Source organism: Shewanella sp. SACH, assembly GCF_001887095.2.
Lineage (GTDB): Bacteria > Pseudomonadota > Gammaproteobacteria > Enterobacterales > Shewanellaceae > Shewanella > Shewanella baltica.
This window is the reverse complement of sequence record NZ_MPDG02000002.1, coordinates 1,237,357-1,264,136: the sequence shown is the minus strand read 5'-3', so window position 1 is coordinate 1,264,136 and position 26,780 is coordinate 1,237,357. Positions and strand designations below refer to the sequence as shown.

Here is a 26,780-nt window from a genome sequence, read left to right as displayed (position 1 = left end):
TCGCTCTAGTCATTCAAGGTTTAACTGCTAAAAGCGCCCTTAGGCGCTTTTTTATGGTCTAAGTGAATAAGCTTACTTTAAGCAATAGCCTATCAATCAATATTGCTTTATATAAAAAGCTTTTTATCCACCCCAACATTTGACTTCTAAGATGGCGGGCGAATGGCGAGATATTGAAGTATCTTATTAGCGTAAATCTATTCAGATAAAAATTAGTAATCGTTTTCGCTGCTACAAGTAACATCAATGAGCTGATGTATGGCAAAAAATTAACTATCTAACATGTTCAAAACGTAGATGACCTTCATTAACGCCAGTCTCACTAAAACCATTGGAAATCAAAACCCTTTTTGATGCTTCATTTTCCGCTAAAGTATGAGCAATAATGTTCTTTGTTTTTTCAAAAGAGTAAGCATGGGAAACGAGTGTATTAACGATTTCTGTAGCATAGCCACGACGCTGCCACTCAGGTAGCACTGAATAACCAATTTCAATCATCCCATGACTATCTGGAGGTCCAAAATAACCACCAGAGCCAACTAGCGTTCTCTCTCCTGAAACAGGATTAATATCAACTGCATACCAGCCATACCAACCTTGCACTGCTTCACCGCCATTTTCATAGCAAGCAAGGAAAAACGCCATTGCATCACAATCGTATTCGCCACAAGGCCAAGCATTTGAAACAATTGCATTTAATTTTTCAGCAAGTAACTGTGGTGTTTCAAGCTCTATATGAAGATGATCAGCTGAAGAAGATATCAATACGATCCGCTTAGATGTTATATTTTTTATAATTTTTATTGACTCCAATTTAGGATTTATAGTGCACAGCCTTAAATTCGTGCACTCACTCGCTTAAACCATGCCACAAGAAAACAACTTAACCTTATGAATTAATTTAACTTACCACCCATCCAACAGACACGCTATTAGGCAAAATGCTTATATGTTAAATTTTGTAAAAATGCGAAAAACCAAACTTATATATGCAGATTATTAGAAGTAAAGCGCCACACTAATGGGCGTGATAATAATTTAAATAAATATATTTTTTAGACTGTTATAACGATGAAAAATAAATAAGATTATTTAAAATTTTTAATTGAAAGTTATCGACATAATTAGCCTCACAAACATAATTGAAGCATGCACGAGTTTGCAGTGGTAGCTCATATCCTGTGCCGCTATTTTGGATAATGTACACTCAGCATTTACCGTTAACAGCCACATCGCATGCTTTCACTTCTCGTTTTGCCGCTCACATTCCCCTTCAAAAAACACCTCAACAAATTAGCGTGAATGGCTTAGCCGTCGTCAATGAATTGGCAACCGCCACTCCCTTGACAGGGTTTTGCAACAATTTCGCATAATCAATCACTTGATGAAATCTCATTATTATCCTTAAACTTTAAAGCTAAATTTAGTTATTTATAATCACAAAAAAATATATGTATAAATTTCAATACCATGAAAACAAACAAATCAATATAAAGTACTCATATTGACCGTAGATTCGCATTCGCTTATTCATTTTTACCACATAAAAAAACAAAAACTTGAATATAATCTGGTTACAACTCGTTACATTTTGAATTTATATTCACATTAACTGATTATAAAATCTGTTTTTTTACAAGCAGTCATACCATTAACAATTGGTTTACAAATACTTTAGTCGCAGATAGATTCACTAACCGAGTAGCATCTGAGTCGTAGTTATTCTTATGAAACATAAAATAATAATGATTAACACTAAATTGACCATGGAAGAAGAACATGACAATCAACAGAACCACTAAAATAGCGTTAAGCCTTTCAAGCTTAGCTATTGCGATCTCAGCTGGTGTACAAGCAGCACCACAAGCCCCAGGTTTTACCGCAGCATTACAAGCACAAACCTCTCCACTGCCAAAGCGTTACATTGTGAAATTTAAAAACACCGATGCAGCGGCCATTATGTCGGCCAGCAATGTGCAATCAATGAGTGATCAGCAATCGAGCGACGCGACAACTGACGCGCTGCCAAGCACGATGAATTATCAGCCACAAATGGCGGAAATCAGTGCCCAGCACACTGCATTGAACAAAGTGCAAGCGAAGGAAATGAAGCGTATCGGACGCAGTAACAGCTACTCGGTGAAACTCGATGCTAACGGCATCAATACCTTAAAAAAACGTGCCGATGTGGAATATGTTGAAGAAGACATGCCGCGTCACTTACTGAGTGAAAGCACACCTTGGGGCCAAACCTTTGTGGGGGCGACTCAGCTAAGCGATAGCCAAGCGGGCAACCGCACGATTTGTATTATCGATTCTGGTTACGACCGAAGCCACAGCGAATTAGGTGGCAACAATGTCACGGGTACCAATAACTCAGGTACAGGCAACTGGTTTGAGCCGGGCAACAACAACGCCCACGGTACTCACGTTGCGGGCACGATTGCGGCGATTGCTAACAATGACGGCGTGATCGGCGTAATGCCAAATCAAACTGCCAATATTCATGTCGTAAAAGTGTTTAACGAATCGGGTTGGGGTTACTCTTCATCTTTAGTGGCCGCAGTAGACACTTGTGTTGCCAACGGCGCTAACGTTGTCACTATGAGTTTAGGTGGCGCGGGTTCCAGCACCACTGAGCGTAACGCTCTGGCTGCACATTATAACAATGGCGTGCTCTTGATTGCCGCTGCGGGTAACGCGGGTGACAGCACTCACAGCTACCCAGCATCCTACGATGGCGTGATGTCTGTTGCCTCTGTGGATAATCATAAAGACCACTCGGCATTTTCCCAATACACCAACCAAGTGGAAATATCTGGCCCAGGTGAAGCGATTCTGTCGACGGTTACCCGTGGCGAAGGCCGTTTAGCCGATATCACTATCGGTGGTCAGTCTTACTTTGATTCAGGTGTCGTGCCACATAATCGCCTCATTTCATCGGGCGGCAGCTATGTACCTGCGCCATACAATGGCACAGCGACAGCCACACTTGCCGAATGTAGCGTCAGCGGAACTAGCTTCAACTGCGGCAACATGACCAATAAAATCTGTTTAGTGGAACGTGTTGGCAATCAAAGCACAAGTTACCCTGAAATCAATGCGGCTAAAGCCTGTAAAAATGCCGGTGCCAGTGCGGCGATTGTTTACAGTAACGCGGCATTACCGGGCTTACAAAACCCCTTCCTTGTCGATGCTAACAGTGAAATCAATATGGTTTCCGTGTCTGTGGATCGCGCAACAGGTTTAGCACTACGTAATCAACTGGGCGCGACAGCTACCGTCAGCAATCAAGGCAATAAAGATTACGAGTACTACAACGGTACTTCGATGGCGACGCCACATGTGTCAGGTGTTGCAACCTTAGTATGGAGCTATCACCCAGAGTGTAGCGCGGCGCAAGTTCGTAACGCATTGAAAATGACCGCAGAAGATCTTGGTACTGCGGGTCGTGACAACTACTATGGTTACGGTTTAGTCAATGCTGTTGCCGCGAAAACCTTCTTAGATGCCTCTTGTTCTGGTCCAACGGGTCCGGTTGATCCAACTCCAACCGATGGCGTGTTAGTTAACGGTGTGGCTAAAACAGGCTTAGGCGGCGCAGCGAGTGAAGAACTGCACTTCTCCTTTGACGTACCACAAGGCGCAACTAACTTAGGCTTTGTGATGAACGGTGGTACAGGTGATGCGGACTTGTATGTGCAATATGGTGCAGCGCCAACTACAGCTAACTATGATTGCCGTCCGTATAAAAGTGGCAATAGCGAGTCTTGCCCAATCACTAACATCCAATCAGGCACTTACTACGCCATGCTGAAAGGCTACTCTGCCTTCACTGGTGTGTCGTTAACAGCAAGCTACACAGCATCTAGCGGCGGAACGCCACCGACTACGCCAGCAAGCTATAGCAACACTGATAACTACAACATCCCTGATAACAAAGCAGCAGGGATCACTAGCCCAATCACAGTCACTCGCACAGGTGATTCAGGCACTGTGACTGCGGTAGTGAACATAGTCCACCCTTATATTGGTGACTTAAAAGTACAGCTGATCAGCCCTTCTGGTAAAACAGTTACATTGCATAGCAACACAGGTTCAGGTGCTGCCAATATCAACAAGAGCTATACCGCTGATATGACGGGTGCTAATTCGAACGGCGTATGGAAGTTAAAAGCCGTAGACAGTGGCCGTGGTGATGTGGGTTATATCGATAGCTGGGAGCTGAGCTTCCAATAAGTCGAAATCGATACTCATTACTGAAAAATGAAAGTAATAAATGAAAAGAGCCTGCAATCGCAGGCTCTTTTTTTACAAGACATGTTATGCAATATCTTTGAGGATTTCAGGTTCGATCAACACGCTGGTCTCATTATCCGATAGCCAAATTTGGCCTTCGCTGATAGAAACCTGCAATGCCATATTGCGCCCAACAAAGGCTTCCATCGCCGTGACCGACTCTTCGGCAATATTCCACACGGTTAAATTCTGGTAACGCTCTAACGCCTGCTGATTCTGTTTCCACCAAATGGGTACACTGCGGCCACCATAGGTAAATAACTGCACGACTTTGGCGCGGCCACTGGCCTTTCGCAGCCATTTCTCATCGGCCTGACCAAACTCAACCCACAGATCAATTTCGCCTGATAAGGTTTTGTCCCACAACTCGGGCTCATCATCGACGCACAAACCTTTACTGAAACTTAAGGTTTCGCTGGCATTCACAATAAACGCCAGTAAACGCACCATCATGCGGCCATCGGTTTCGGAAGGATGCTGGGCAAGCGTCAATTGATGGTCTTGGTAATAATTCCGATCCATATCGGCTATCTGTAAATTGACCTTAAACACGGTCGCTTTGAGGGCCATAGTCATCCTAAATGCAGAGTGAAATCCTGAAACAGCGAAATCCTAAAATAAGGCTGCCGAGTCTACCTGAGACTCGGCATTAGCTCAAACGAACAATAAGATACGTCCATCAAATCGAACAGAAAGTGCAATCGGACAGAAGGCTGAATCGATAAGAGGTTAAATCGCACCGGGTCGTAAATGCTTAGCCATCGGGAAATGCGCCTTCAACAGACTGATTTTTTGCGTATCGGCCACCAGCAACATCCGAGTGCCCTGCTCGTACTGCTGGCTCAATTCACTGAGTGCGGGTAACTCACCACGATTAGCATCTCGGCGAACTAATTCTGCCAATTCGTCGCTCAACTCCCCTTGGCTATAGATCCAATCGAGGCGCTGCAGTAACGGCATGGCAGCGAGCGGCAGTAAGTCCACAGAGGCTGAATCATCCAGCAAAAGGATTTCGCCGCGGCTAACTAAATGATTAAACGCATTATGGTAATGCTCGGCGGTACGACTATCGAAACGGTCGCCATTGGTATCGAAAAAACGTTCCCAAAATAAGCGACGTTTCGAGGTTGAATCGAGCTTGTCTTGCACTTCGACGCGTCTATCGGCGACAAAGTCGAATAAAGGCTTGAGTGATTGCGGTAGGCTGGATTCTAAGCGCGAGCGAATCGTGCGTGCAAATACCGGTGCCGCGCCCGCAGTGCTGATCGCGACCACTAAACGGCCTCTATCGACAATCGAAGGCGTAATAAAGCGACAAAAAGCTGGATTATCAACGGCATTAACCCAAATACCGCGCGCGGTGGCTAGAGTCGCTAATTCGGCATTAAGACTGTCGTTTGCCGTGGCTAAGTACACCAAATCATAATTTTGAATATCGGCGTGGACCACTTCACGCTGGGATAGCAGAATACGACCCGTATCGGCATAACGCTGCACTTCAGAATTCACCTCAGGGGCTATCACGTGAATACTGGCTTCGGTACGTGTCAGCAGCGCCAGCTTACGGCTCGCCACATCACCCGCCCCCACCAGCAAGACATTTAAGTTAACCGTATCGACAAACAAGGGGAAATATTGCATTAGATGAGATCCTGAACGCTTAATCCTGCACGACTGGCAGTTGACGCTGTACCCAGCCCTTATAGCCACCAATCAAAGAGGCAACGCGGGTGTAACCCATGAGTTGCAGATTATGGGCCGCCAAGGCTGAGCGCGCACCACCTGCGCAATAGAGTAATATGGGGGTATGCTTATCGGGGAAACGTGCTTCGATATCACGCTCTAAAATACCCCGACTTAGATGTTTTGCTTGGGGTAAATGATCCTGCAGCCACTCGCGATCCTCACGCACATCCACAAGATGCCAGCTATCATCGGCCTGATAGGCTTCAATGGTCACTTCGGTGATGTTAGGCAGAATTGCGTCAACAAGGGCGGAAAAAGCACTGGGATGCGACATCACTGACTCCTAGATAAGATATTGAATGACATGATGAATGTCAGCTTATCAGCAAAGTGTAATCTTCTCATCCAGTAGACGCAATCTTTCAGCCACAGCACAAAGCAAAGGTGATTGCCTATCCAAGGCTAATTGTGACTTTCACTGCGCTCAGAGCTGCATTGCCAGCACAACTCAAAACTGCCTTCATTGGTTTCATGGCACTGCACACATTGCCATTGTGGGCTTTCGACATCCAGCGCATTCAGCTGCACTTGCGCCGACGCATGTTGGGACTCGCCCACCCACAACTCGACGTTTTGCATCCCTGTCGGAAGCTCACCAATCCCGCCCAATAGCGCTTCACCTCTGAGCTCAACATGAATACCACAGGCCTCTAATAAACCTTTCCATGTGTGGGCTTGCAATAAATTACCACCAGCAACTAACACTTTACGTTCTTCCATGCGACATCCTACGGCTACAACTCTCTGGAATATGGGTTGCCGACATCCTACTGCTAAATAGCCGAGCCTGTCGAGCGCTGATTTTTACACCAGTTGTTAATTTAAATAACATTCCATTTTTACAGCATAACTGACTATAACTTTGTGAGTTTGCTAGCAGAATGTCAGATCTATCTCAAAACTGAGGTAAAAAAAAGCCACCTCGTCGGTGGCTTTTTAACGCGAATGTAACCTTTAAGGCATCATAGGAGGTTGGTCTGCGCCTTCTTTCTCAATCTCAACTGGCATCATGTGTTCACGATTGATACCCAGTTTAATGGCCAAGAAACTCGCCACATAGATAGAAGAATAAGTACCCACAAAAATACCCATCAGCAATGCAGTCGCAAAGCCATGGATCATAGTGCCGCCCTTAAGGAACAAGGCCACGACCACCACTAAGGTTGTACCTGTAGTGATGATTGTACGGCTCATGGTTTGAGTAATGGAAACGTTAACCACTTCTTCAGGGTCGCTTTTACGCATCTTAAGGAAGTTTTCACGGATACGGTCAAATACCACGATAGTATCGTTGAGTGAGTAACCCACAACCGTCAATAGACCCGCCAGAACGGTCAAGTCGAATTCCAATTGGAATACCGAAAACACACCTAAAGTCACGATCACGTCGTGCGCCAGTGCTGCCACTGAACCAAATGCTAGGCGCCATTCAAAACGGAATGACACATAGATCATGATACAGATAAGCGCGACTAATACCGCTAAAGCGCCTTGCTCAGCCAGTTCTTTACCCACTTGTGGGCCAACGAACTCAACACGCTTCTGCTGAACTTGTGGATCAACTTTCTGCGCAGCTTCCATGACAGACTTAACTTGCACGTCACTCTTTACGCCTTCTTTCACCTGTAAACGTACTAATACGTCACGGCTAGAACCGAAGTTTTGCACAATGGCGCCTTCAGAATCAGGCGTCGTCAGTTGCACCCGCAGGGCGTTTAAATCGACCGGATTAGTGAACTCCATTTCAACGACGGTGCCGCCAGTGAAATCAAGACCCCAGTTGATGCCATTGGTCGCGAGCGAAACCAGCGAGCCCAGCACCAATACAGCCGACATAATACTGATAGGCAGTGCATGACGGAGGAAGTTTACCGTATGTTTTAAAGATAAAATTTCAAGCATTGTCACTTCCCCTTAGATAGACAGAGTCTTCACGCGCTTACCACCCCAAATCGCGTTAACGATTGAGCGAGTACCCACGATTGCGGTAAACATGGAAGTCGCAATACCTATCATCAAGGTCACCGCGAAGCCTTTAACAGCGCCCGTACCTACGGCAAATAGAATCAGCGCCGTTAGGAAAGTGGTGATGTTCGCATCGGCGATGGTGGAGAATGCGTTGCCATAACCTTCATGGATGGCCTGCTGGACGCTACGGCCCGCACGTAATTCTTCACGGATACGCTCATAGATCAGCACGTTACCGTCAACCGCCATACCCACAGTCAACACCATACCGGCAATACCCGGTAGGGTTAACACTGCGCCAGGGATCATAGACATTACGCCCACCACCATGACTAAGTTTGCGGTTAACGCTATGTTGGCGATAAGACCAAAACCACGGTAGTAAACCAGCATAAAGAGTAAGACAACTGCCATACCCCAGACCATAGCTTGCACACCGTTTTGAATGTTTTCAGCACCTAAGCTTGGACCAATGGTACGTTCTTCAACAATTGACACTGGGGCAATCAAGGCACCAGCACGCAGTAATAGCGCGAGGTTTTGTGCTTCACCATGGCTTAAGCCAGTGATCACAAAGTTACGGCCTAAACGCGCTTGAATGGTCGCAACAGAAATCACTTCTTGGATTTTCTGCATCTTAACGCTGCCGTCGGCATTGCGCTCACCACTGTCTTTATATTCGATGAACAATGTCGCCATAGGCTTGCCTATGTTGTCTTTGGTCACGTCAGAGAAAATGGTGCCGCCTTTCGCATCAAGGTTGATGCTAACCTGTGGACGACTGTACTGGTCAAAGCTAGGTTGTGCGCCCGTGATATGATCACCGGTCAACATAACTTCTTTCTTCAATATCACAGTGCCACCTTCACGGCGCTGGTACACTTCAGAACCCGCTGGTAAACGGCCTGATTGCGCAGCATTAGGATCAGCTTTGTCATCGACCATGTGGAATTCAATCGATGCGGTTGCACCTAAGATTTCCTTGGCGCGAGCCGTATCTTGCACACCTGGCAGCTCAACGATAATGCGCTCGGCGCCTTGACGTTGTACTACAGGCTCAGCCACACCTAACTCGTTTACACGGTTACGAATGGTAGTAATGTTTTGTTGCAGTGCTTCTTCTTTAATCTGCTTAAGGTACACGTCACTCATCACAGCTTGCAGGGCAAAATCTTCGCCACGGCTAGCATCAGTGAACACCATATCTTTACTGCGAGACTTAAGGAAACGCTCTGCACTCGCGAGACTTTCAGCATCACGGAACTTGATTTCGATACCTGTGGTATTGCTACGAATACCAGCATAACGAATTTTCTCTTCGCGTAATTGTGAACGGAAATCGGCAACTTTAGCCTCTTCCATCTTGCGAATCGCTTCGCCCATGTCCACTTCCATTAAGAAATGCACACCGCCGCGAAGGTCGAGACCGAGTTTCATTGGGCTGCCGCCCATTGACTCGAGCCATTTAGGCGTCGCTGGGGCTAAGTTGAGCGCCACAGTGAACTTGTCACCTAAGCTGTCAGCAATTAATTCTTTCGCCAGTAGCTGTTGATCCGCATTTTGCACACGGACCAACAACTGACCTTTTTCAAGCTCAGAGCGCTTTACCGCAATGCCCTTACTGGCTAACAGCTCGTTCACACTGGCTTGGGTTGATGCCGTGACTTCAGCACCTCGAGTCGCCACCACTTGCACCGCGTGATCTTCACCAAAAAGGTTCGGTACGGCATAGAAACAACCTATGGCGATGACGAGCATCACCATAATGTTTTTCCACATTGGGTATTTATTTAACACGCCTGAGCCCTCTTGGCTTACAACGACTGGATAGAGCCCTTAGGCAATACAGCTGCAATATAGTCTTTTTTGATCGTGATTTGAGTCGTGTCGTTTAAGCTCAGTAACACGTAATCGCTTTCGTCGCTGATTTTTGCAATCTTGCCTAAAATCCCGCCACTGGTCAGCACTTCGTCGCCTTTGCTGATTGATGACATCAGGTTTTTGTGCTCTTTAACGCGTTTTGATTGCGGACGGAAAATCATGAAATAGAAAATCAGGCCGAAAATTGCCAGCATGAAAATCAATTCCATCGTGCCGCCACCTTGTGGTGCGCCGGCAGCGCTTGCGTATGCATTTGAAATAAACATAGTTTTCTCTTCTTATTAGCAAAAAATCAATCGACTAACTCTGGTACTTCGCGACCTTGACTGGTATAGAAGTCCGCCACAAAGGCGTCTAATGTACCCGTCTCAATCGCACCGCGCAAACCTTCCATTAACATTTGATAGTATCTCAAGTTGTGAATGGTGTTTAAACGCGCACCCAGAATCTCATTACAACGATCTAAGTGGTAAAGGTACGCCCGTGAATAATTTTTACAGGTATAACAATCACACTTAGTATCAAGTGGTGACGTGTCATCTCTATGACGCGCATTGCGTATTTTGATCACACCTTCACTCGTAAACAGATGACCGTTGCGGGCATTACGGGTTGGCATCACACAGTCAAACATGTCAACACCACGACGTACACCTTCAACTAAATCTTCTGGTTTACCGACCCCCATCAGATAGCGAGGTTTGTCTGCAGGAATTTGCGGGCAAATATGCTCAAGAATGCGATGCATATCCGCTTTAGGCTCACCTACGGCCAAACCACCGACGGCATAACCGTCAAAACCAATATCGACTAAGCCTTTTAAGCTTTCGTCGCGTAAATCTTCATACACACCGCCCTGAATAATACCGAACAGAGAGTTAGGGTTCTCTAGACGGTCAAATTCATCACGTGAACGTCTCGCCCAACGCAGAGACATCTGCATTGACTTACGTGCTTCGTCTTCAGTTGCGGGATATGGCGTACATTCGTCAAAAATCATCACCACATCACTGCCCAATGCATCTTGGATTTGCATTGATTTTTCAGGATCTAAGAAGATTTTCTCGCCATTGATTGGCGAACGGAAATGCACACCTTCTTCGGTGATCTTACGGATATCGCCAAGACTGAATACTTGGAAACCACCCGAGTCAGTTAAAATCGGACGCTGCCAGTTCATAAAATCATGCAAGTCACCGTGCTTACGCATGATTTCTTCGCCTGGGCGCAACCATAAATGGAAAGTGTTACCGAGCAGAATGTCCGCGCCTGTGGCACGTACTTCCTCTGGCGTCATACCTTTAACTGTGCCGTAGGTTCCCACAGGCATAAATGCAGGGGTTTCTACTGTGCCACGGTCAAAAATCAACCGACCACGGCGCGCACGGCCGTCGGTAGTATCTAATTCAAATTTCATAATTCACCTCGCCAGATAAACAGTCTGACTACATTTTTAATGGCTAATGCCATTTTGATTAACAATAGAGATGGGGACAGCGTTAAAAGGTTCAACCTTTTGACGAAAAAAAGTTGCCGCCCATACTCACTTTGGGCGGCTATTTTAAAACAAAATCTTGGTCTAGTGGGCTTTTTTCGTCACAAACATGGCATCGCCATAGCTAAAGAAGCGATATTTCTGCGCGATAGCATGTTGATACGCCGCCATAACATGATCAAAACCCGCAAATGCACTGACTAACATGATGAGGGTCGATTCAGGGAGGTGGAAGTTCGTCACCATGGCATCGACCACTTGGAATTGATAGCCGGGATAAATAAAGATATCGGTATCGCCGCTAAAGGCTTTGAGTTCACCTTGACTAGCGCGCGCCGCACTTTCTAAGGAACGTACAGATGTTGTACCAACAGCCACGACGCGTTTACCCGCCGCTTTGGTTTGCGCGATTAAATCGACCACATTCTGCGGCACATTGGCCCACTCAGAATGCATCTTGTGCTCAAGAATGGTATCAACACGCACCGGTTGAAACGTTCCCGCGCCCACATGCAAAGTCACAAACGCGATATTCACACCCTTGGCTTTTAATGCATCGAGCATGGCATCGTCAAAATGTAACCCCGCCGTTGGCGCGGCAACGGCGCCTGGGTTTTGGTTATACACAGTTTGATAGCGCTCTTTGTCAGCATCTTCATCGGGTCTATCGATATAAGGCGGTAACGGCATGTGCCCTACGGCTTCGAGCACCTCTAGAATGGTCAACTCGGATAACAGCTCAAGTTCAAACAAAGTATCGTGACGGGCGACCATCTTCATTTGATAGCCACCATCGAGCAGAATGAACGAATCGACTTTAGGGGATTTAGAGCTGCGAACATGGGCAAGGATGCGCTTATCATCGAGCATTCGCTCAACTAAGATTTCTAACTTACCGCCGCTGGCCTTTTGGCCAAACATACGCGCGGGGATCACTCGGGTATTGTTAAACACCATTAAATCGCCGGGATTAATCATCCCCAGCAGATCGGTAAACTGTTTGTCGCCTAACGCGCCAGAATTGCCGTCTATGGTTAACAGACGTGATGCATTACGCTGCGCCATAGGATAACGAGCGATCAGCTCATCGGGGAGATCAAAAGAAAAGTCTGCAACGCGCATGATAGGCCTCTAGGTAGCTTAGAACGGCGGCTAGTCTATGGTTAGAGGCCAAGAATATCAAGATTACTTATTGCCAGCGTCCACTTCTTGCTCAGGATCCACAGGATTGACGCCATCTTGGGGCAGATTGTCTTCGGCATCGAATTTAAGCCGCGAACGGCTGAAATCATCCATGCTAAAGCGGTGTTGTTCAAAGGGGATTTCTACCAGCACTTTTTTGCGCTTCGGCTGCTCGTCTCTACCAAGCATTTTGGTGAACCAGTTCCACATCATCCATGATCCTAAAAAAGGTTATTGATTTTATTTCACTTTCTTTCATATTGATGGCTAGAACAGCGTTAACGCTGACGAGGATTATTCGTAATGAATAAACACTCGTAATCAATAAAAAGTGAAAAAATACTGCATTTTTGGCTTCCGCGCTTTCCTAAGCGCGCTTGTGCATGATACCGTGAACCGACGTGGTTAACCAAGCGCAAAATAATGAACTTTCTTACACACTTACATCTCGCCGACATCAGTAAAACACACCTTGCCGCCAATGTGGCGGGTAACTATATTCAAGCGCCAATTACACAAGCTCCAGCTGAGTTACGCCAAGCGTTATGGCTAAACCAAGAGATTAATACCCTCTGCGCTAGCCACGAACTCACGATTGAATTAATGGAAGCTTTCCCTGCGCCCTTAAAAAGCATAGCAGCAGAACTCATGGCCGTGAGTTTCGATCACTATTTAGCTTATTATTGGGAAGAATATCATAACCAACCCTTGGATGAATTCAGCAGCAAGGCCTATGACGCGTTAGATACTTTCGCCGCCCAAGGTGTAGACCCATACCATCCTGAGGCACTTGCTAAACTCTTGCCCACAATGCGCAGCGCCGATTGGCTTGGCAGCTATACCACGGAAAAAGGCTTACAACACGCCTTGGCACAAGTGGCAAAACAGCATCCGCAAGCCGCACTGTTTAAAGATGCCCACAAAGTCGTCAATAAAATGCAGATAGAAATCGAAACCGCGTTCCGCACTTTTTATCCGCAGCTGATGGCTTATACCCGTATTTGGAGCCGTAAGACGCCTGCAGAATATTTGCCCTCCCCCCTCTCGCAATAAGCGAGCATGAGATTATGCTGTGTGCCTGCGTAAATTTTGCTAGTATGGCCGCGCAAAAATGAGGACAAAATGCAGATATTTGATTACCAGCCCCCAGCAGTTCCTTGGTTAGACATACGCTATAAAGATAGAGATCTGATTATCATCAATAAACCTTCAGGCTTATTGTCGAATCCGGGTCGAGCGGCTCACACCTTCGATTGCGCGTTAACCCGCTTACAAACCCTTTATCCAGAAACGATTTTAGTGCATCGGCTCGACTGCGCAACCTCGGGCATTATGGTGTTCGCCCGTAATAAAAAAGCCGAGTCGCATTTAAAAACGCAGTTTCAAGATAGGCAGAGTAAGAAAGTCTATATTGCCGAAGTGATGGGACATGTGCCGCAGGAACAGGGCATGATTGACCTCGCGATTGCGCCAGACACAGAGCATCCACCCTATCAAAAGACGCTACAGGCAGGAGAGACTGGCGGTAAAAGCGCACTCACCTACTACCGTGTACTAGAACGCAGAGAAAACAGCACCTTAGTCGAGCTTTCGCCAGAAACAGGCCGCACCCATCAATTGCGTGTGCATATGCTTGCCCTAGGGCATGCGATTTTAGGCGATGAGTTTTACGGTGATGCCGAGGTTATCAAAGCCAAACCGCGTTTATGCTTACATGCACAAAGCTTAAGTCTGACTCATCCGTATTCGGCTAAACCGCTCTTTTTTAGCAGTAAACATCCCTTTAGCGAATAACTCAATCCAATGGCTGCAATCCCATAAAAGCAAAAGGTCGCGACTTAGCACTGAGCTAAAATGCGACCTTAGTTATTTACGGATTCGACTGTAGCCTTTTAAGCGACGCGCATGCCTTGAGCAAAATCGGCATCGGCGGCTAATTGTTCCGCTTGGAAATAACAGCCCTGCTCATTACAAAATTGTAATTGCTGCGACTGTGTCACAATAAAGAATTCACCAAAGAAATTACCGCCAACATCTTCTAGCTTATGGCCTTCTGCGATTTGCGACATATAGACTTCATCTAAACTATGGCAGCCATCGCTAAACCAAGTTTCTAAAAAATATTTTTCGTCTTCTTTATAGAGGGTAATTTTATCACCCAATAAAGGACGCCCATCTAACCAACGACCTATAATTTCACGATTTTGCATATCTGTCTCCCGCCAATGAAGGCGACGGCGTTTTTCAATCCCAGACATCCTGATATCCTTATGCAATACCCAATCACCTAAAGTGAATGTCAGTTGTGGTAGTACATTAAGCATAGAACCCATTTAACGCTTTACTCCCCACTGCAGCAAATTACTTCAAACCGCCCGTCAAATGTAACTTTATGGTTAATTTAAATTTGCTAAATGTTTAAAATATAAAAGATAAATACCTTTGGCTAATTAATCGGCAGTGTAGCTCAATCTACAAATAAAAACGCGATCTTTATCACTATTTACTTATCGCTAAAGTAAAGGCAGCTAAAAGACTTATCTAGCGAGCTGAATGAGCTTGTTACATCTTTTATTGCCAATTTAAATGGGGTTTCTGATATAACCCATAAGTGAATTACCGTACAAATAAGACCAAGTGATATTTCAATATCCCTACAAAACAAAAATAAAGCAGGAAGCGCTATGTATAACATTCATCGTCGTAATTTTCTTAAGGCCGCAGGTGCCGCCACCGCAGGACTCGTTACTGCCAATATTGCTCTCAATGCCTACGCCAGTAGCGTCGCCCCTAAACCGCAAGCCGGTAAATCTGTTATCGGACTCATAGCACCTAAGATGGACGTGGTTCGAGTCGGCTTTATCGGTGTTGGCGAGCGGGGGTTTAGCCATGTCGAGCAATTCTGTCATTTAGAAGGCGTTGAACTCAAAGCCATTTGTGATACCCATCAAGCGGTACTCGACAGAGCCGTAGATCATATCGTTAAACAGAATCGGCCAAAACCCACTGTCTATACCGGTAATGACCTGAGCTATCGCGATTTGCTGAGCCGCGATGATATCGATATTGTGATTATTTCGACCCCGTGGGAATGGCACGCGCCTATGGCAATCGAAACCATGGAGAGCGGCAAACATGCCTTTGTTGAGGTGCCAATGGCGCTCACGGTTGAGGAGTGCTGGCAAGTTGTCGATACCGCTGAGCGCACTCAGAAAAACTGCATGATGATGGAGAACGTCAACTACGGCCGCGAAGAACTGATGGTGCTCAACATGGTGCGCCAAGGCGTGTTTGGTGAGCTACTCCACGGCGAAGCCGCTTATATCCACGAACTACGCTGGCAGATGAAGGAAATCGACCATAAGACAGGCTCATGGCGGACTTACTGGCATACCAAACGTAACGGCAACTTATACCCAACCCACGGTTTAGGGCCTGTGTCCCAGTATATGAACATTAACCGCGGTGACCGATTTGATTATCTTACCTCGATGAGTTCCCCTGCCCTTGGCCGTGCGCTCTATGCTAAACGTGAATTTCCCGCCGATCATGAGCGTAATCAGCTCAAGTACATCAATGGGGATATCAATACCAGCCTGATTAAAACCGTTAAGGGCCGAACCATCATGGTCCAGCATGACACGACGACCCCAAGACCTTACAGTCGCCACAATTTGATCCAAGGGACGAATGGCGTGTTTGCCGGCTTCCCGAATCGGATCGCCGTCGAAAATGGTGGCTTTGGTCAAAGTTACCACGAGTGGGATAGGGACATGCAAAAGTGGTACGACAAATACGATCACCCACTGTGGCAGCGCATAGGAAAAGAGGCTGAAATTAACGGCGGCCACGGCGGCATGGACTTTGTGATGCTATGGCGCATGATTTATTGCCTACGCAATGGTGAAGCTTTAGATCAGGATGTGTACGATGGCGCGTCTTGGTCGGTGGTGAATATCTTAAGTGAACATTCACTTAATGACCGCAGTAACTCAGTCACTTTCCCTGATTTTACTCGCGGCGCATGGCAAACCGCCAAACCATTAGGGATTATCGGCGCTTAAGCAGCGGCTTTCGCCAAGTTCACTATTTGACACCGCAACCATAAGGATAAGTGCCTCGGCCTTATCCTTTTTCTTATTCAATTAAGCCTTGAGATCACCCGCGCCATTAGCAACAAGCCATCTGCCATAGGCTCTTAGCGGTAAGAAACTCGCGACAATAAATTCACCATAAGAAACTCACTACAAGCGCTAGTAGTAGCCGATTTCTCTGATTTTCAATGAAAAGTCGCCACTTTGCTGGGCGCCAATCACTAACCCTAAGCTGCACAACTGACTCAATACTATATTCGGACGGGAAATGGGTTTACCCCGACATTGGGGTTTGAAATCACTGAAGGGAATTTCAATCCGCTGCCAATTCAATACTCTGGCACTACTCACACCAAAGGTTTGGTGAGTTGGCGTGGGCATAGGCGCTTGATATACCGTACTTTGCGGTGTGTCGACATCCTTTAAATTCACTTTATAGTCTTTAGTTCGGTCGCCATCAAGTTCGAGGTAAATCCCAGTAAATTCAATGACATCTATGGGGCTAAACTCACAACGCACTGAGGCAAACCCGCCGCCATTTGCCAGCGACACATGGCCACTAAACTCACCATAACCTAAAGGTGAAACCGTCATTTTACTGCGGGACAAACCGCCCATCACAGTGTCATTTATTCCATACCAGGGCTTTGCAGCATCTAGCACGCTAAAATCAAAAAAGATCATAACGACTCCCATAAAAAAAGCAGCCACCTAAGTGACTGCTTCCATAATACTTTTCGATACGAATAACAGCACTCGTTAACTCAGTTTAGCTTTATTCTCAGCGGCTTCACAAGCGGCAGCAGTAAAGATAACGTCAGTTGAGCTGTTTAGTGCAGTTTCGGCTGCATCTTGAACCACACCAATAATAAAGCCAACAGCAACCACTTGCATGGCAACATCGTTAGAAATACCAAACAAGCTACAAGCCAGTGGGATCAATAATAATGAACCACCCGCCACACCCGATGCGCCGCAAGCTGAAACAGCAGCAACAACACTCAGTAACAATGCGGTCAGTAAATCGACTTGAATGCCTAAGGTATGCGCCGCAGCTAAGGTCAATACGGTAATAGTGATCGCCGCGCCGCCCATGTTGATGGTGGCACCTAAGGGAATAGAAACGGAATAAGTGTCTTCATGCAGCTTTAACTTTTCACACAGCGCCATATTCACCGGAATGTTTGCCGCGCTCGAGCGAGTAAAAAACGCCGTCACACCACTTTCACGCAAGCATTGAAATACCAGCGGATACGGATTACGTTTAATCTTCACGTACACAATCAATGGATTAACGACTAAAGCAATAATAGCCATCGCACCTAATAGCACGGCCAATAACTGGGCATAGCCTGCAATCGCCGCAAAACCGGTTTCGGCAAATGTCGCCGCAACGAGACCAAAAATACCGATAGGCGCTAAACGGATAATAAAGCGCACCATTTGTGAAATACCGTGGCTCATATCGGCAAACACTTGCTTAGTCGAATCGGTAGCGTGATGTAAGGCTAAACCTAAGCCCACACCCCAAGCGAGAATACCAATATAGTTGCCCGTCATTAACGCATTCACCGGATTATCAACCAGTTTGAATAACAAGGTATGGATGACTTCACCTATGCCCTGTGGTGGGCTGGTGCCTTCCACGCCGGCAACTAAGACTAAATTAGTCGGGAAAATTGAACTCAGGAGCACTGCGGTTAATGCGGCCGCAAAAGTGCCGAATAAGTACAGCACCACAATGGGACGCATATTGGTTTGGGTATTCTTCTTTTGGTTGGCAATCGATGACGCCACTAAGATAAATACTAGGATGGGAGCGATCGCTTTCAATGCCCCAACGAATAAACTGCCTAAGAAGGCGATATCTTTCGCGCTACTCGGTGAAAAACTGGCTAAGACCACACCAGCGATTATCCCCAAAAAGATTTGTATTACTAGACTGCCATTAGCCAACTTAGCTAACAATGATGATTCTTGTTTCATGGTTTAACCTATCGTTATTATATTTCGGTTGAGATCCCCAACGCGCACCTTCGGAAATGAGGCCAATAAGGTTTTTATAGGATGTGACTGGACTTGTCTAGTTTTGCGGGGAAATAAGCTAACTAAATTACCCTAGCCCCGCAAAAAGCATACAAAAAACTAACAAGCGCCAGATTAGCGCTTGTCTAAGGCGAGATCGGCGCCCCGTAACATGGCGTCGATTAACTCGTGGGCATCGAACTTAGTCAGTGCTTCATTCGCCCCTACTTGATGGGCCTGACTCACGCTAATTTCGCTGGATAAAGAAGTGTGCAAAATAATGTAGGCCTTGGCAGTCAGTGGATTATCACGCACTTCAAAAGCCAGTTCGTAACCATCCAGTCCCGGCATCTCGATATCACTCACCAGAATATCTATCGGGTGATGTTCCAGTGCCGCTTGCTCCATCATCACTAGCGCTTCTTTACCGTCTGCCGTGACTCGATAAGGAATGTTAATCATATCAAGGGCGTCGGATAACTGCTTACGTGCCACCTTAGAATCATCCACTAAAAGAATATTCATAGGTTTGAGTTTTTCACGTTGTACGTCGGTCAAAATAGCCCGATTCGCCTTTGGATTATCGGGGAAGATTTTCGACAATAACAGTTCAACGTCGAGTAACTGTACCAGTTGGTCCTCGAAACGTGTCACGCCGGTCAAATAGGCATTTTTACCCAAACTAGACGATGGTGCTTCAATATCACGCCAGTTGCATTCGATAATCTTATCGATACCACGCACTAAGAAACCAATGATCATCCGCTGACAATCCGTGATGATGATGTAGCACTTTTCCCGCTCTTCTGGGGCAATCGGCCGATAACCAATCGCCGCCGCCATATCTATGATAGGAATCGTATGGCCGCGGATAGTTGAAGCCCCCAGAATCGTCGGATGAGATTGAGGAATTTTACTGAGACGAGTGTACGGCACCAGCTCACGCACTTTCAACGTGCCTAAGGCAAACACTTGAGTCTGTGATAACCGAAACAGTAGTAATCCCTGTGACTGACTTGCCTTACTTTTCATAATTAGATAGATAACTCACTAAAACCAACCTGCGGATAGCTTAACCTTAACACAGTAAAAATTTGATGACTAAGGTCAAACGAATGAAACTATTATGCCTATTAATGAATAGGTTCGACTCTAAGTCGCCTAAAAAAGGCTTAGTCTTGTAATGCGTACAAAACGTCAAAGGCGAATTGATCCCAGCCATCGGCTGTAAAGGCGATATCGCGAATACTGCGAACTTGGCTGACAGCGTGTAATGGCGCAGCACCATTGACCATCAAGTAATAAGCCATGATGAGACTGGTGCGATCCTTACCCGAGCGACAATGGATCACCACAGGTAATCCATCGGCTTCACACTGCTGAATAAAGGCTAATGCCTTGGGCAATTGAGCGACACAAATCGCCACATCACCATCTTGGGGCGGCACATTGCGCGAAAAGGGAATACATTCGTAACGTAAATCGAGCTTTTTAAAGGTGCTAGGCTCACAGCCTTCGCCCCCATTGACCGACAGGATGGCACCAATACCGGCCTCTTTAAGCGCCTGCAAATCCCAAGGATCTTTATTGGGACCACTGCGCCCTGCGACTTTACCTTCAACTAACCAGAATAAGTGTTGCATAAACCTTACCTACGACAAGTGAGATGACAAGGGACGTCAGAGATAAGCTAAGAATAGCTTGTTTCCAACGACTTAAGATTTTTTACCCCAAAATTCAGCATTGGCAGGTGGTAACTGTTTACGTTTTTTTTTACCCGTACCTTCGGGCTTGGCGACAGGTTTCGCTTGTTCTAACAGTTCGGCTGGTATTTCGTCATCGGCTTCAAAACCGACAATTTGCTCACGCACTAACTTAAGCTTGTTCTTTTTCTCTATCACGCCAAAGTGGTGATAATCCTCATGGGAAATCAAGGTCACGGCTAAGCCTGCTTCACTGGCGCGGCCACTACGGCCAATGCGATGCATATAATCCGCAGGGCTTCTTGGTAAATCAAAGTTGATCACCACAGGCAGTTTATCGATATCGATACCACGGGCGGCAATGTCAGTGGCGATTAACACACTGATCTCACCATTTTTAAACCCATCGAGCACCCGCGTACGCGCACCTTGGGCTTTATCGCCATGGAAGACTTCGGCACTGATCCCACGTTTAGATAACTTTTGCGCTAAATGATTACAGGTATTTTTGGCACTCACAAAAATCAACGCCTGTGACCACTGATGTTCTTTAATCAGATGCGCCAATAATGCGGTTTTCATCGGACGATTGACGGTAATCACCCGCTGATGAATCGTGCTTTCTTGTTCACTTTGAAATTGGTATTCAAGCGGATCATTCAGCAGTTTTGCCGTTAATTCGCGGACTTCTTCAGGGAATGTCGCTGAGAATAATAAGGTTTGTTTCTTGGCGGGCAACGCATCAAGCACTTGGGCTAATTCTTCTGTAAAACCAAGGCTTAACATACGGTCAGCTTCATCGAGCACTAAGGCACTAACGCGGTTAAGTTTGATGGCATTGCTGGACAACAGATCTAACAAACGACCCGGCGTTGCCACTAATACGTCAGCACCTGCGCGTAGGCTCTGCATTTGCGCATTGACTGACACACCGCCAAACGCGGCAACGATTTTTAGCTTGCCATTCAAATGCGAAGCATAGGACAAAAAGCTGTCTGCGACTTGCTGGGCTAATTCACGGGTGGGTACTAAGACCAAACAACGAACATAAGCGCCTGTCTTATCGTCTGTTTTTGCTTCAACAAGTTGCTGTAACAGCGGCACGGCAAAGGCTGCCGTTTTACCCGAGCCCGTATTGGCGCCGGCTAACACATCCCGCCCAGCGAGCACAGCGGGAATCGTCGCCGCCTGTACTGGTGTGGGCGAAACATACGCTAATTCGGTTAGTCGATTTAGCAAAGGTGCAATAATGCCGAGTTGGGCAAAGCTTGCCGCAGAGGAAGAAGCCTGAGTCATAGAAAGTTTAACTGCTCACCAATATCTTAATAGGCGGCTATTCTAGCTTAAATATCGAGGCAGTGCTTGTCAGTTTCCAGCGTTAACAACTGCTGTTTCATCGCAAGCCCGTAGGCGTAACCCGTTAACTTGCCATTTTTGCCTATCACTCTATGGCAAGGCACGATAATCGCAATTGGATTGGCACCATTGGCCGCGCCCACGGCGCGCACTGCCTTAGGCCGACCGATTTGCTCGGCAATCTGCCCATAACTGCAGCTCTGACCGTAATCTAGATTGAGCAAAGCTTGCCATACGTCGCGCTGAAATTCAGTGCCCTTGGGCGCGAGCTTTAAATCAAATTCAACCCGCTCACCTGCAAAGTAATTCGCGAGCTGCGCCTGAGTTTCACGAATATGCGCCATGGCTTGATTGAGGGCATCCTCACTCGCCTTGGCAAGCGCAATCTCAGTGCGATCCGAGCCGACAACCGTTAAATGACTCAGTCCATAGGCATTGGCATTTAACTGCAATATTCCAACTGGACTGATAAACGTATCCACGGCGCAGGGTTGATATTCTGCAATGCTTGGCGCTTGGCTCAATTGACGAATCGCATGTTTCATAATCTGTCTCTTCGTTTTATCTTAATTTGGTTCTTAATTGAGTCGTTAAATTGGCTCTTAACTTAACGGCGAACTCATCTTTTTAAACTGGCCGTTAAATGTGAGTCGGCTTGATGGTTATTGGTGCCAGAGCTGAAAGGTTAAGTAACTGCCCCACGGGGCAATTTGTTGACTCAGCTGCTCGCACAATTGGGGATAGCTCACTGCCGCAGCGGCCGTTTCATCCAACCTATTGTTCTTGATATATAAGGCCAATAAATGCTTTTTAACAATCAAATCCGAATGCAAAAACACGTTTGGATCGCCCAAGCCACGAAGCTTGGCATACGCTATCGTCCAAGGACCTATGCCTTTAACGCTGAGCCAATCATCGACACTTGCCTCAGGATGTTCGCAGATAAACGCCGCGAGCGCATTGAGGGCTAATTTACGGGCGCCCGGCATTTTAAGCTCAGTTAAACTCGCCTCACGAATCGCCTCGGGTGTTGGGAATAATCGATACTCGCGGCCATTGAGACTAAAGCGCTCGCCATAGGCTTCAACCAATATATTCAGTAGCTTAGTCGCCTGCACGACCGTCACTTGCTGACCCAAGATCGCGCGGCAAACCGCTTCAAACAAAGATCCTGCGCCAGGAATGCGCAATCCCGAAAACGGCATTAAACCTAAACTCGGCAGCGTACTTAAACCTTGCTCAATCTGCTGCATATCCGCATCGAGATCTAAAATGCGTCGCACCTCAGTGACCAGCAATTGCAGCTCATCGACGGAGGAATCTTCGGTCAAAGCAATCGCAAGTTTGAAGCGATTCAGCTTAGGCTCATGGATAATTTGCACTGTGCCGCGCATCTTGCCGATGGCAAAACAGCGACCATATTCGAGCCCGTTATCGTCAGCTTTGGCTTCTGCTGAAACATTGGTCTCATCTGCAATTTGAACTGCATCACTCGCTTGTGGATGACTGACTTGCGGCGTGAACCACTCCATTCCTGTCACTGCACGTAAGCGATAAAATGCCAGCTGCGATGCCCAATCCAATGGGGGTCGATAGTATTGATATAGGGTTAATCCATAGTGCGGCACAAATTCACCCAAAGTATCAATTTCACCGAATCCTGTTGATGAATCAATATCCTGCTCCTTTGCCGCCTTGGTTAACGCGGTCTTTCTTAATTGCGTTGGCGTCAATTGTAAGGTTTGCTTAAATGCCTCATTGAAACGGCGAATACTGTTGAAACCCGCCGCCAACGCGACTTGGGTGATAGGTAATTGGGTTTGATGTAGCAGTTGTTTTGCAAACAGTAACTGCCGGTATAAGGCATATTGTTTAGGCGAAGTGCCAAAACCTTCGGTAAAGAGCTTATTGAGATAACGACTACTGATCCCTAATCTGTCAGCCAATTGTGTCACAGTCGACGCTGGCTCTCCCGATGATTTCCCCGCTAATGCACCCGCTTCAATTAAACTAATGGCCCTCGCCAACGTTGTGCCAGTGCCTTTCCACGGATTTGAACCTGGCGCACTGTCGGGCCGACAACGCAAACACGGGCGTAATCCAGCTTGTGCGGCTTTCACGGCCGAATCAAAATAACGCACATTCTGCTCTTTTGGCGCGACGGCAGGACACACGGTACGGCAATAAATGCCCGTCGTTAATACGCCCACAAAAAACTTACCATCAAAACGCGGATCGCGGCTCATCCTCGCCTCACGGCAAATAGACGCAGAAAGTAGCCCAGCACTTGACTCCAGTGAATGCACTGAGTCTATTTCATCACGCTTAATCGCACTCTCAGACGCTATATCTGTACTCATTTTTCACTACGCCCGACAATATTCGCTCACAATTAATTTCTTGTTCATTACTTTACGTAAAACTAGCATGTAGCACTAGCGGAAAACGGAACTCAATCATTTCAATGCTTTTAGGGAATGAAATCCTATATGCTATACGCGACTATTTTTTATCTCACCATAGAGTTAATTCATGTTTAAACGATTTGAATCTTGGGTTGAAGCCCTCCCCGATGATGAACCGACTAAGCCACCCACAGGGGTTTATGCTTTTTGCCGCCACTACACTAAAGGCTACGAACTGCCGCTGATCTTAATGTCAGTGCTAACCGCTTTGTTGGCGATGCTTGAAGTGTCGCTGTTCGGATTTATGGGCCAATTAGTGGATTGGCTTGTGAAAAAAAATCCCGAAACCTTATTTCAAGACGAAGGCATGACCTTAATGCTGATGGGGGGCATGGTGCTGATTGTGATGCCAATCTTGGTATTACTGCATGCGCTTATCATGCATCAAACCTTGCTCGGCAATTATCCTATGTCGATCCGTTGGCTCGCGCACCGCTATTTGCTAAAGCAAAGTGTGTCATTTTATCAAGATGATTTTGCCGGCCGAATCGCCACGAAAGTGATGCAAACGTCCTTAGCCGTGCGCGAAACTGTGATGAAGTTGCTCGATGTATTGGTATACATTTTGGTGTATTTCACTTCTATGTTAGTGATGATCGCCAGCGCCGACCTGCGCTTGGTGATACCTATGCTAGTGTGGCTTGCACTGTATGTTGGGCTGCAATGGTACTTTGTGCCTAAGCTGAAAAGTGTCTCTACCGAGCAAGCCGATGCGCGCTCAACCATGACAGGCCGTATCGTCGACAGCTATACCAACATCACCACAGTGAAGCTATTCGCCCACACGCAAAAAGAAGCCGAATACGCCAAATCCAGTATGCGGATATTTTTAGACACGGTTTATCGCCAGATGCGCTTAGTCACGGGCATCAGCGTCAGCGTGCAAATCATCAACTATATGCTCGCCTTCAGCATTGCCGCGGTAGCGATTGCTCTATGGACTGACAGCGCGATTACTATCGGCGCCATTGCCATTGCGGTCAGTTTAGCACTGCGTTTAAACGGCATGTCACAGTGGATCATGTGGGAAATCAGTTCGTTATTTGAAAATATCGGCACTGTCACCGATGGGATGAACACCTTATCGAAAACAACGATCATCCAAGATGAGCCAGACGCCAAGGCGCTGGTCGTCAACCATGGCAAGATTGATTTCAAGCAAGTGTGTTTCCATTACGGCGAGCAGACTGGGGTGATTGAAGATCTGAATCTGAATATTAAGGCAGGTGAAAAAGTTGGCTTAGTTGGGCGTTCTGGCGCGGGTAAGTCGACCTTAGTGAATCTATTAATGCGATTCTACGATGTCGAAAAAGGTCAGATTAATATTGACGATCAAGACATTAAGACGGTTATGCAGGATTCACTGCGCTCGCAAATCGGCATGGTGACCCAAGATACATCACTGTTGCACCGTACTATCCGCGAGAATATTCTTTACGGCAATCCAACGGCCAGCGAAGAACAGCTCGATAGCGCCATTAAACAAGCTCAAGCCTATGACTTTATTAAGGATCTAAGTGACCCTCACGGTAATCATGGCTTAGATGCCCAAGTGGGTGAACGTGGTGTAAAACTTTCTGGTGGCCAAAGACAGCGGATCGCTATCGCGCGGGTTTTATTAAAAAATGCGCCGATTTTGCTGCTTGATGAAGCCACTTCAGCGCTGGATTCTGAAGTCGAAGCCGCCATTCAAGAAAGTTTATATGAGTTAATGCAAGGTAAAACAGTAATTGCAATCGCTCATCGACTTTCGACCATTGCAGCAATGGACAGGCTAATAGTGTTAGATCAAGGCCGAGTCGTCGAACAAGGCACGCATCAAGAACTCATTGCTGCTGGCGGCATTTATGCCCAGCTATGGGCACACCAAACCGGTGGATTCTTAGGCGTAGACTAAATTAAAAGTTAAATGACGAAAGGCGACACTTAGCAATGAGTGTCGCCTTTTTTATCTCAAATAAGTCTCCGCCTAATTCTGCCCTCTTCCCGCAAGGCTTCACTCTTACACTCGCCCTCATATTCACCGCAACGATACGCTATTCAGCTATTACAATAGCTACCGTAAGAACGGCTCACTTCAAATTGCGCTCGTTGAGCTATTGGAAGCATGAGATAAATCGCGATTAACGGTTCAACTTATCAGTATTGAAAGTAGCAGCATTCAAAGTGCCAACACACTGAATAATCCGAAAGGTAAGTTTTAGCTATGGGTTAACGCAAGGTTAAGCAGGAAAACACTTAAATAATTCTTATCACACAATTGGACAGAATGACTTCACCACACTAAGTATGCCTCTCGAAGCATTATTTATCTTAATGTGGATGGTTTGATTGGTGGGTAAATTCGGCTTAGGCAAATAACTCGAGGCGTATGACTCGTAAATGAATCGGGGATATCTCGATTTAATATTCAAAATTCAGACACAAAAAAACCACCTTTAGGTGGTTTATTGTCTTTAACCAAAGTTTCGATAAACCTTGATTAAAATTGGTATCCCCTAGGGGATTCGAACCCCTGTTACCGCCGTGAAAGGGCGGTGTCCTAGGCCTCTAGACGAAGGGGACC

24 protein-coding genes and 1 tRNA gene are annotated in these 26,780 nt (G+C 46.5%); 5 read left to right on the top strand and 20 right to left on the bottom strand.

Translation table 11 applies throughout. The annotated features are described in order from the left end of the window. Positions 1-273: 273 nt before the first annotated feature. The gene (locus tag BM607_RS13480) at positions 274-765 is read right to left on the bottom strand and encodes a GNAT family N-acetyltransferase (RefSeq protein ID WP_071939586.1); all 492 of its coding nucleotides are present in this window, start codon (positions 763-765) and stop codon (positions 274-276) included. 1,014 nt (positions 766-1,779) lie between these two features. On the opposite strand from BM607_RS13480, the gene BM607_RS13475 reads away from it, so the two are divergent. Beyond that, the gene (locus tag BM607_RS13475) at positions 1,780-4,239 is read left to right on the top strand and encodes a S8 family serine peptidase (protein ID WP_071939587.1); all 2,460 of its coding nucleotides are present in this window, start codon (positions 1,780-1,782) and stop codon (positions 4,237-4,239) included. A gap of 84 nt (positions 4,240-4,323) precedes the next feature. On the opposite strand, the gene BM607_RS13470 is transcribed toward BM607_RS13475, so the two are convergent. From BM607_RS13470 to BM607_RS13425, 10 genes are all read right to left on the bottom strand, one after another. After that, positions 4,324-4,869, bottom strand: a complete 546-nt coding sequence (locus BM607_RS13470) for a YaeQ family protein (RefSeq protein ID WP_006085495.1) — start codon at positions 4,867-4,869, stop codon at positions 4,324-4,326. Between the two features lie 159 nt (positions 4,870-5,028). Beyond that, positions 5,029-5,940, bottom strand: a complete 912-nt coding sequence (locus BM607_RS13465) for a bifunctional precorrin-2 dehydrogenase/sirohydrochlorin ferrochelatase (RefSeq protein WP_087486528.1) — start codon at positions 5,938-5,940, stop codon at positions 5,029-5,031. 19 nt (positions 5,941-5,959) lie between these two features. Beyond that, positions 5,960-6,319, bottom strand: a complete 360-nt coding sequence (locus BM607_RS13460) for a rhodanese-like domain-containing protein (protein ID WP_071939588.1) — start codon at positions 6,317-6,319, stop codon at positions 5,960-5,962. 128 nt (positions 6,320-6,447) lie between these two features. Then, on the bottom strand, positions 6,448-6,765 hold the full coding sequence (locus BM607_RS13455) for a DUF2007 domain-containing protein (RefSeq protein ID WP_006082273.1): 318 nt from the start codon (positions 6,763-6,765) through the stop codon (positions 6,448-6,450). Positions 6,766-6,999: 234 nt separating this feature from the next. Further along, on the bottom strand, positions 7,000-7,947 hold the full coding sequence (gene secF / locus BM607_RS13450) for a protein translocase subunit SecF (RefSeq protein WP_071939589.1): 948 nt from the start codon (positions 7,945-7,947) through the stop codon (positions 7,000-7,002). Between the two features lie 12 nt (positions 7,948-7,959). After that, positions 7,960-9,810 (bottom strand): protein translocase subunit SecD, encoded by a 1,851-nt coding sequence (secD, locus tag BM607_RS13445; RefSeq protein WP_011847205.1) that lies wholly within the window; start codon positions 9,808-9,810, stop codon positions 7,960-7,962. A 17-nt stretch (positions 9,811-9,827) separates the two neighbouring features. Next, the gene (yajC, locus tag BM607_RS13440) at positions 9,828-10,160 is read right to left on the bottom strand and encodes a preprotein translocase subunit YajC (protein WP_006082276.1); all 333 of its coding nucleotides are present in this window, start codon (positions 10,158-10,160) and stop codon (positions 9,828-9,830) included. Positions 10,161-10,186: 26 nt separating this feature from the next. Beyond that, positions 10,187-11,311 (bottom strand): tRNA guanosine(34) transglycosylase Tgt, encoded by a 1,125-nt coding sequence (gene tgt / locus BM607_RS13435; protein ID WP_006082277.1) that lies wholly within the window; start codon positions 11,309-11,311, stop codon positions 10,187-10,189. A 162-nt stretch (positions 11,312-11,473) separates the two neighbouring features. Next, positions 11,474-12,511, bottom strand: a complete 1,038-nt coding sequence (queA, locus tag BM607_RS13430; RefSeq protein WP_071939590.1) for a tRNA preQ1(34) S-adenosylmethionine ribosyltransferase-isomerase QueA — start codon at positions 12,509-12,511, stop codon at positions 11,474-11,476. A gap of 63 nt (positions 12,512-12,574) precedes the next feature. Further along, positions 12,575-12,784 carry a hypothetical protein gene (locus tag BM607_RS13425; protein ID WP_063884734.1) on the bottom strand — a complete coding sequence of 70 codons (210 nt, stop codon included), beginning with the start codon at positions 12,782-12,784 and terminating at the stop codon, positions 12,575-12,577. Between the two features lie 210 nt (positions 12,785-12,994). Between BM607_RS13425 and BM607_RS13420 the strand changes: the two genes are divergently transcribed. Further along, positions 12,995-13,624, top strand: coding sequence for an acyl carrier protein phosphodiesterase (locus BM607_RS13420; RefSeq protein ID WP_071939591.1), 630 nt, complete (start codon positions 12,995-12,997; stop codon positions 13,622-13,624). 69 nt (positions 13,625-13,693) lie between these two features. Beyond that, positions 13,694-14,365, top strand: coding sequence for a pseudouridine synthase (locus tag BM607_RS13415; RefSeq protein WP_012587302.1), 672 nt, complete (start codon positions 13,694-13,696; stop codon positions 14,363-14,365). A gap of 98 nt (positions 14,366-14,463) precedes the next feature. On the opposite strand, the gene BM607_RS13410 is transcribed toward BM607_RS13415, so the two are convergent. After that, the gene (locus BM607_RS13410; RefSeq protein WP_071939592.1) at positions 14,464-14,904 is read right to left on the bottom strand and encodes a hypothetical protein; all 441 of its coding nucleotides are present in this window, start codon (positions 14,902-14,904) and stop codon (positions 14,464-14,466) included. 351 nt (positions 14,905-15,255) lie between these two features. Here BM607_RS13410 and BM607_RS13405 point away from each other — a divergent pair, with 351 nt between their 5' ends. Beyond that, complete coding sequence (locus BM607_RS13405; protein ID WP_071939593.1) at positions 15,256-16,635, top strand: Gfo/Idh/MocA family oxidoreductase; 1,380 nt, start codon at positions 15,256-15,258, stop codon at positions 16,633-16,635. A 189-nt stretch (positions 16,636-16,824) separates the two neighbouring features. On the opposite strand, the gene BM607_RS13400 is transcribed toward BM607_RS13405, so the two are convergent. From BM607_RS13400 to BM607_RS13370, 7 genes are all read right to left on the bottom strand, one after another. Next, complete coding sequence (locus tag BM607_RS13400; protein ID WP_071939594.1) at positions 16,825-17,349, bottom strand: CIA30 family protein; 525 nt, start codon at positions 17,347-17,349, stop codon at positions 16,825-16,827. 75 nt (positions 17,350-17,424) lie between these two features. Continuing rightward, positions 17,425-18,651 (bottom strand): serine/threonine transporter SstT, encoded by a 1,227-nt coding sequence (gene sstT, locus BM607_RS13395; RefSeq protein WP_006082286.1) that lies wholly within the window; start codon positions 18,649-18,651, stop codon positions 17,425-17,427. A gap of 174 nt (positions 18,652-18,825) precedes the next feature. Further along, positions 18,826-19,722 carry a chemotaxis protein CheV gene (locus BM607_RS13390; protein WP_011847213.1) on the bottom strand — a complete coding sequence of 299 codons (897 nt, stop codon included), beginning with the start codon at positions 19,720-19,722 and terminating at the stop codon, positions 18,826-18,828. Positions 19,723-19,862: 140 nt separating this feature from the next. Then, positions 19,863-20,333 carry a dual specificity protein phosphatase family protein gene (locus BM607_RS13385; protein ID WP_006082288.1) on the bottom strand — a complete coding sequence of 157 codons (471 nt, stop codon included), beginning with the start codon at positions 20,331-20,333 and terminating at the stop codon, positions 19,863-19,865. Between the two features lie 72 nt (positions 20,334-20,405). Next, entirely contained in the window at positions 20,406-21,689 is a 1,284-nt protein-coding gene (locus BM607_RS13380; RefSeq protein ID WP_071939595.1) for a DEAD/DEAH box helicase, read from the bottom strand. A 47-nt stretch (positions 21,690-21,736) separates the two neighbouring features. After that, the gene (locus BM607_RS13375; protein ID WP_071939596.1) at positions 21,737-22,294 is read right to left on the bottom strand and encodes a methylated-DNA--[protein]-cysteine S-methyltransferase; all 558 of its coding nucleotides are present in this window, start codon (positions 22,292-22,294) and stop codon (positions 21,737-21,739) included. A gap of 117 nt (positions 22,295-22,411) precedes the next feature. Then, the gene (locus BM607_RS13370) at positions 22,412-24,109 is read right to left on the bottom strand and encodes an Ada metal-binding domain-containing protein (RefSeq protein ID WP_071939597.1); all 1,698 of its coding nucleotides are present in this window, start codon (positions 24,107-24,109) and stop codon (positions 22,412-22,414) included. Between the two features lie 172 nt (positions 24,110-24,281). Here BM607_RS13370 and BM607_RS13365 point away from each other — a divergent pair, with 172 nt between their 5' ends. Continuing rightward, positions 24,282-26,111, top strand: a complete 1,830-nt coding sequence (locus BM607_RS13365) for an ABC transporter ATP-binding protein (protein ID WP_071939598.1) — start codon at positions 24,282-24,284, stop codon at positions 26,109-26,111. A gap of 592 nt (positions 26,112-26,703) precedes the next feature. Here BM607_RS13365 and BM607_RS13360 read toward each other — a convergent pair. Next, positions 26,704-26,779 (bottom strand) — tRNA-Glu (locus tag BM607_RS13360). Between the last annotated feature and the right edge of the window lies 1 nt (position 26,780).

What these genes read in the sequence shown, in the direction of transcription:
- BM607_RS13475 (WP_071939587.1), top strand. Translation starts at nt 1,780, where the DNA reads ATGACAATCAACAGAACCACTAAAATAGCGTTAAGCCTTTCAAGCTTA.
- BM607_RS13470 (WP_006085495.1), bottom strand. Translation starts at nt 4,869, where the DNA reads ATGGCCCTCAAAGCGACCGTGTTTAAGGTCAATTTACAGATAGCCGAT.
- BM607_RS13465 (WP_087486528.1), bottom strand. Translation starts at nt 5,940, where the DNA reads ATGCAATATTTCCCCTTGTTTGTCGATACGGTTAACTTAAATGTCTTG.
- BM607_RS13460 (WP_071939588.1), bottom strand. Translation starts at nt 6,319, where the DNA reads ATGTCGCATCCCAGTGCTTTTTCCGCCCTTGTTGACGCAATTCTGCCT.
- BM607_RS13455 (WP_006082273.1), bottom strand. Translation starts at nt 6,765, where the DNA reads ATGGAAGAACGTAAAGTGTTAGTTGCTGGTGGTAATTTATTGCAAGCC.
- secF (WP_071939589.1), bottom strand. Translation starts at nt 7,947, where the DNA reads ATGCTTGAAATTTTATCTTTAAAACATACGGTAAACTTCCTCCGTCAT.
- yajC (WP_006082276.1), bottom strand. Translation starts at nt 10,160, where the DNA reads ATGTTTATTTCAAATGCATACGCAAGCGCTGCCGGCGCACCACAAGGT.
- tgt (WP_006082277.1), bottom strand. Translation starts at nt 11,311, where the DNA reads ATGAAATTTGAATTAGATACTACCGACGGCCGTGCGCGCCGTGGTCGG.
- queA (WP_071939590.1), bottom strand. Translation starts at nt 12,511, where the DNA reads ATGCGCGTTGCAGACTTTTCTTTTGATCTCCCCGATGAGCTGATCGCT.
- BM607_RS13425 (WP_063884734.1), bottom strand. Translation starts at nt 12,784, where the DNA reads ATGATGTGGAACTGGTTCACCAAAATGCTTGGTAGAGACGAGCAGCCG.
- BM607_RS13420 (WP_071939591.1), top strand. Translation starts at nt 12,995, where the DNA reads ATGAACTTTCTTACACACTTACATCTCGCCGACATCAGTAAAACACAC.
- BM607_RS13415 (WP_012587302.1), top strand. Translation starts at nt 13,694, where the DNA reads ATGCAGATATTTGATTACCAGCCCCCAGCAGTTCCTTGGTTAGACATA.
- BM607_RS13410 (WP_071939592.1), bottom strand. Translation starts at nt 14,904, where the DNA reads ATGGGTTCTATGCTTAATGTACTACCACAACTGACATTCACTTTAGGT.
- BM607_RS13405 (WP_071939593.1), top strand. Translation starts at nt 15,256, where the DNA reads ATGTATAACATTCATCGTCGTAATTTTCTTAAGGCCGCAGGTGCCGCC.
- BM607_RS13400 (WP_071939594.1), bottom strand. Translation starts at nt 17,349, where the DNA reads ATGATCTTTTTTGATTTTAGCGTGCTAGATGCTGCAAAGCCCTGGTAT.
- sstT (WP_006082286.1), bottom strand. Translation starts at nt 18,651, where the DNA reads ATGAAACAAGAATCATCATTGTTAGCTAAGTTGGCTAATGGCAGTCTA.
- BM607_RS13390 (WP_011847213.1), bottom strand. Translation starts at nt 19,722, where the DNA reads ATGAAAAGTAAGGCAAGTCAGTCACAGGGATTACTACTGTTTCGGTTA.
- BM607_RS13385 (WP_006082288.1), bottom strand. Translation starts at nt 20,333, where the DNA reads ATGCAACACTTATTCTGGTTAGTTGAAGGTAAAGTCGCAGGGCGCAGT.
- BM607_RS13380 (WP_071939595.1), bottom strand. Translation starts at nt 21,689, where the DNA reads ATGACTCAGGCTTCTTCCTCTGCGGCAAGCTTTGCCCAACTCGGCATT.
- BM607_RS13375 (WP_071939596.1), bottom strand. Translation starts at nt 22,294, where the DNA reads ATGAAACATGCGATTCGTCAATTGAGCCAAGCGCCAAGCATTGCAGAA.
- BM607_RS13370 (WP_071939597.1), bottom strand. Translation starts at nt 24,109, where the DNA reads ATGAGTACAGATATAGCGTCTGAGAGTGCGATTAAGCGTGATGAAATA.
- BM607_RS13365 (WP_071939598.1), top strand. Translation starts at nt 24,282, where the DNA reads ATGTTTAAACGATTTGAATCTTGGGTTGAAGCCCTCCCCGATGATGAA.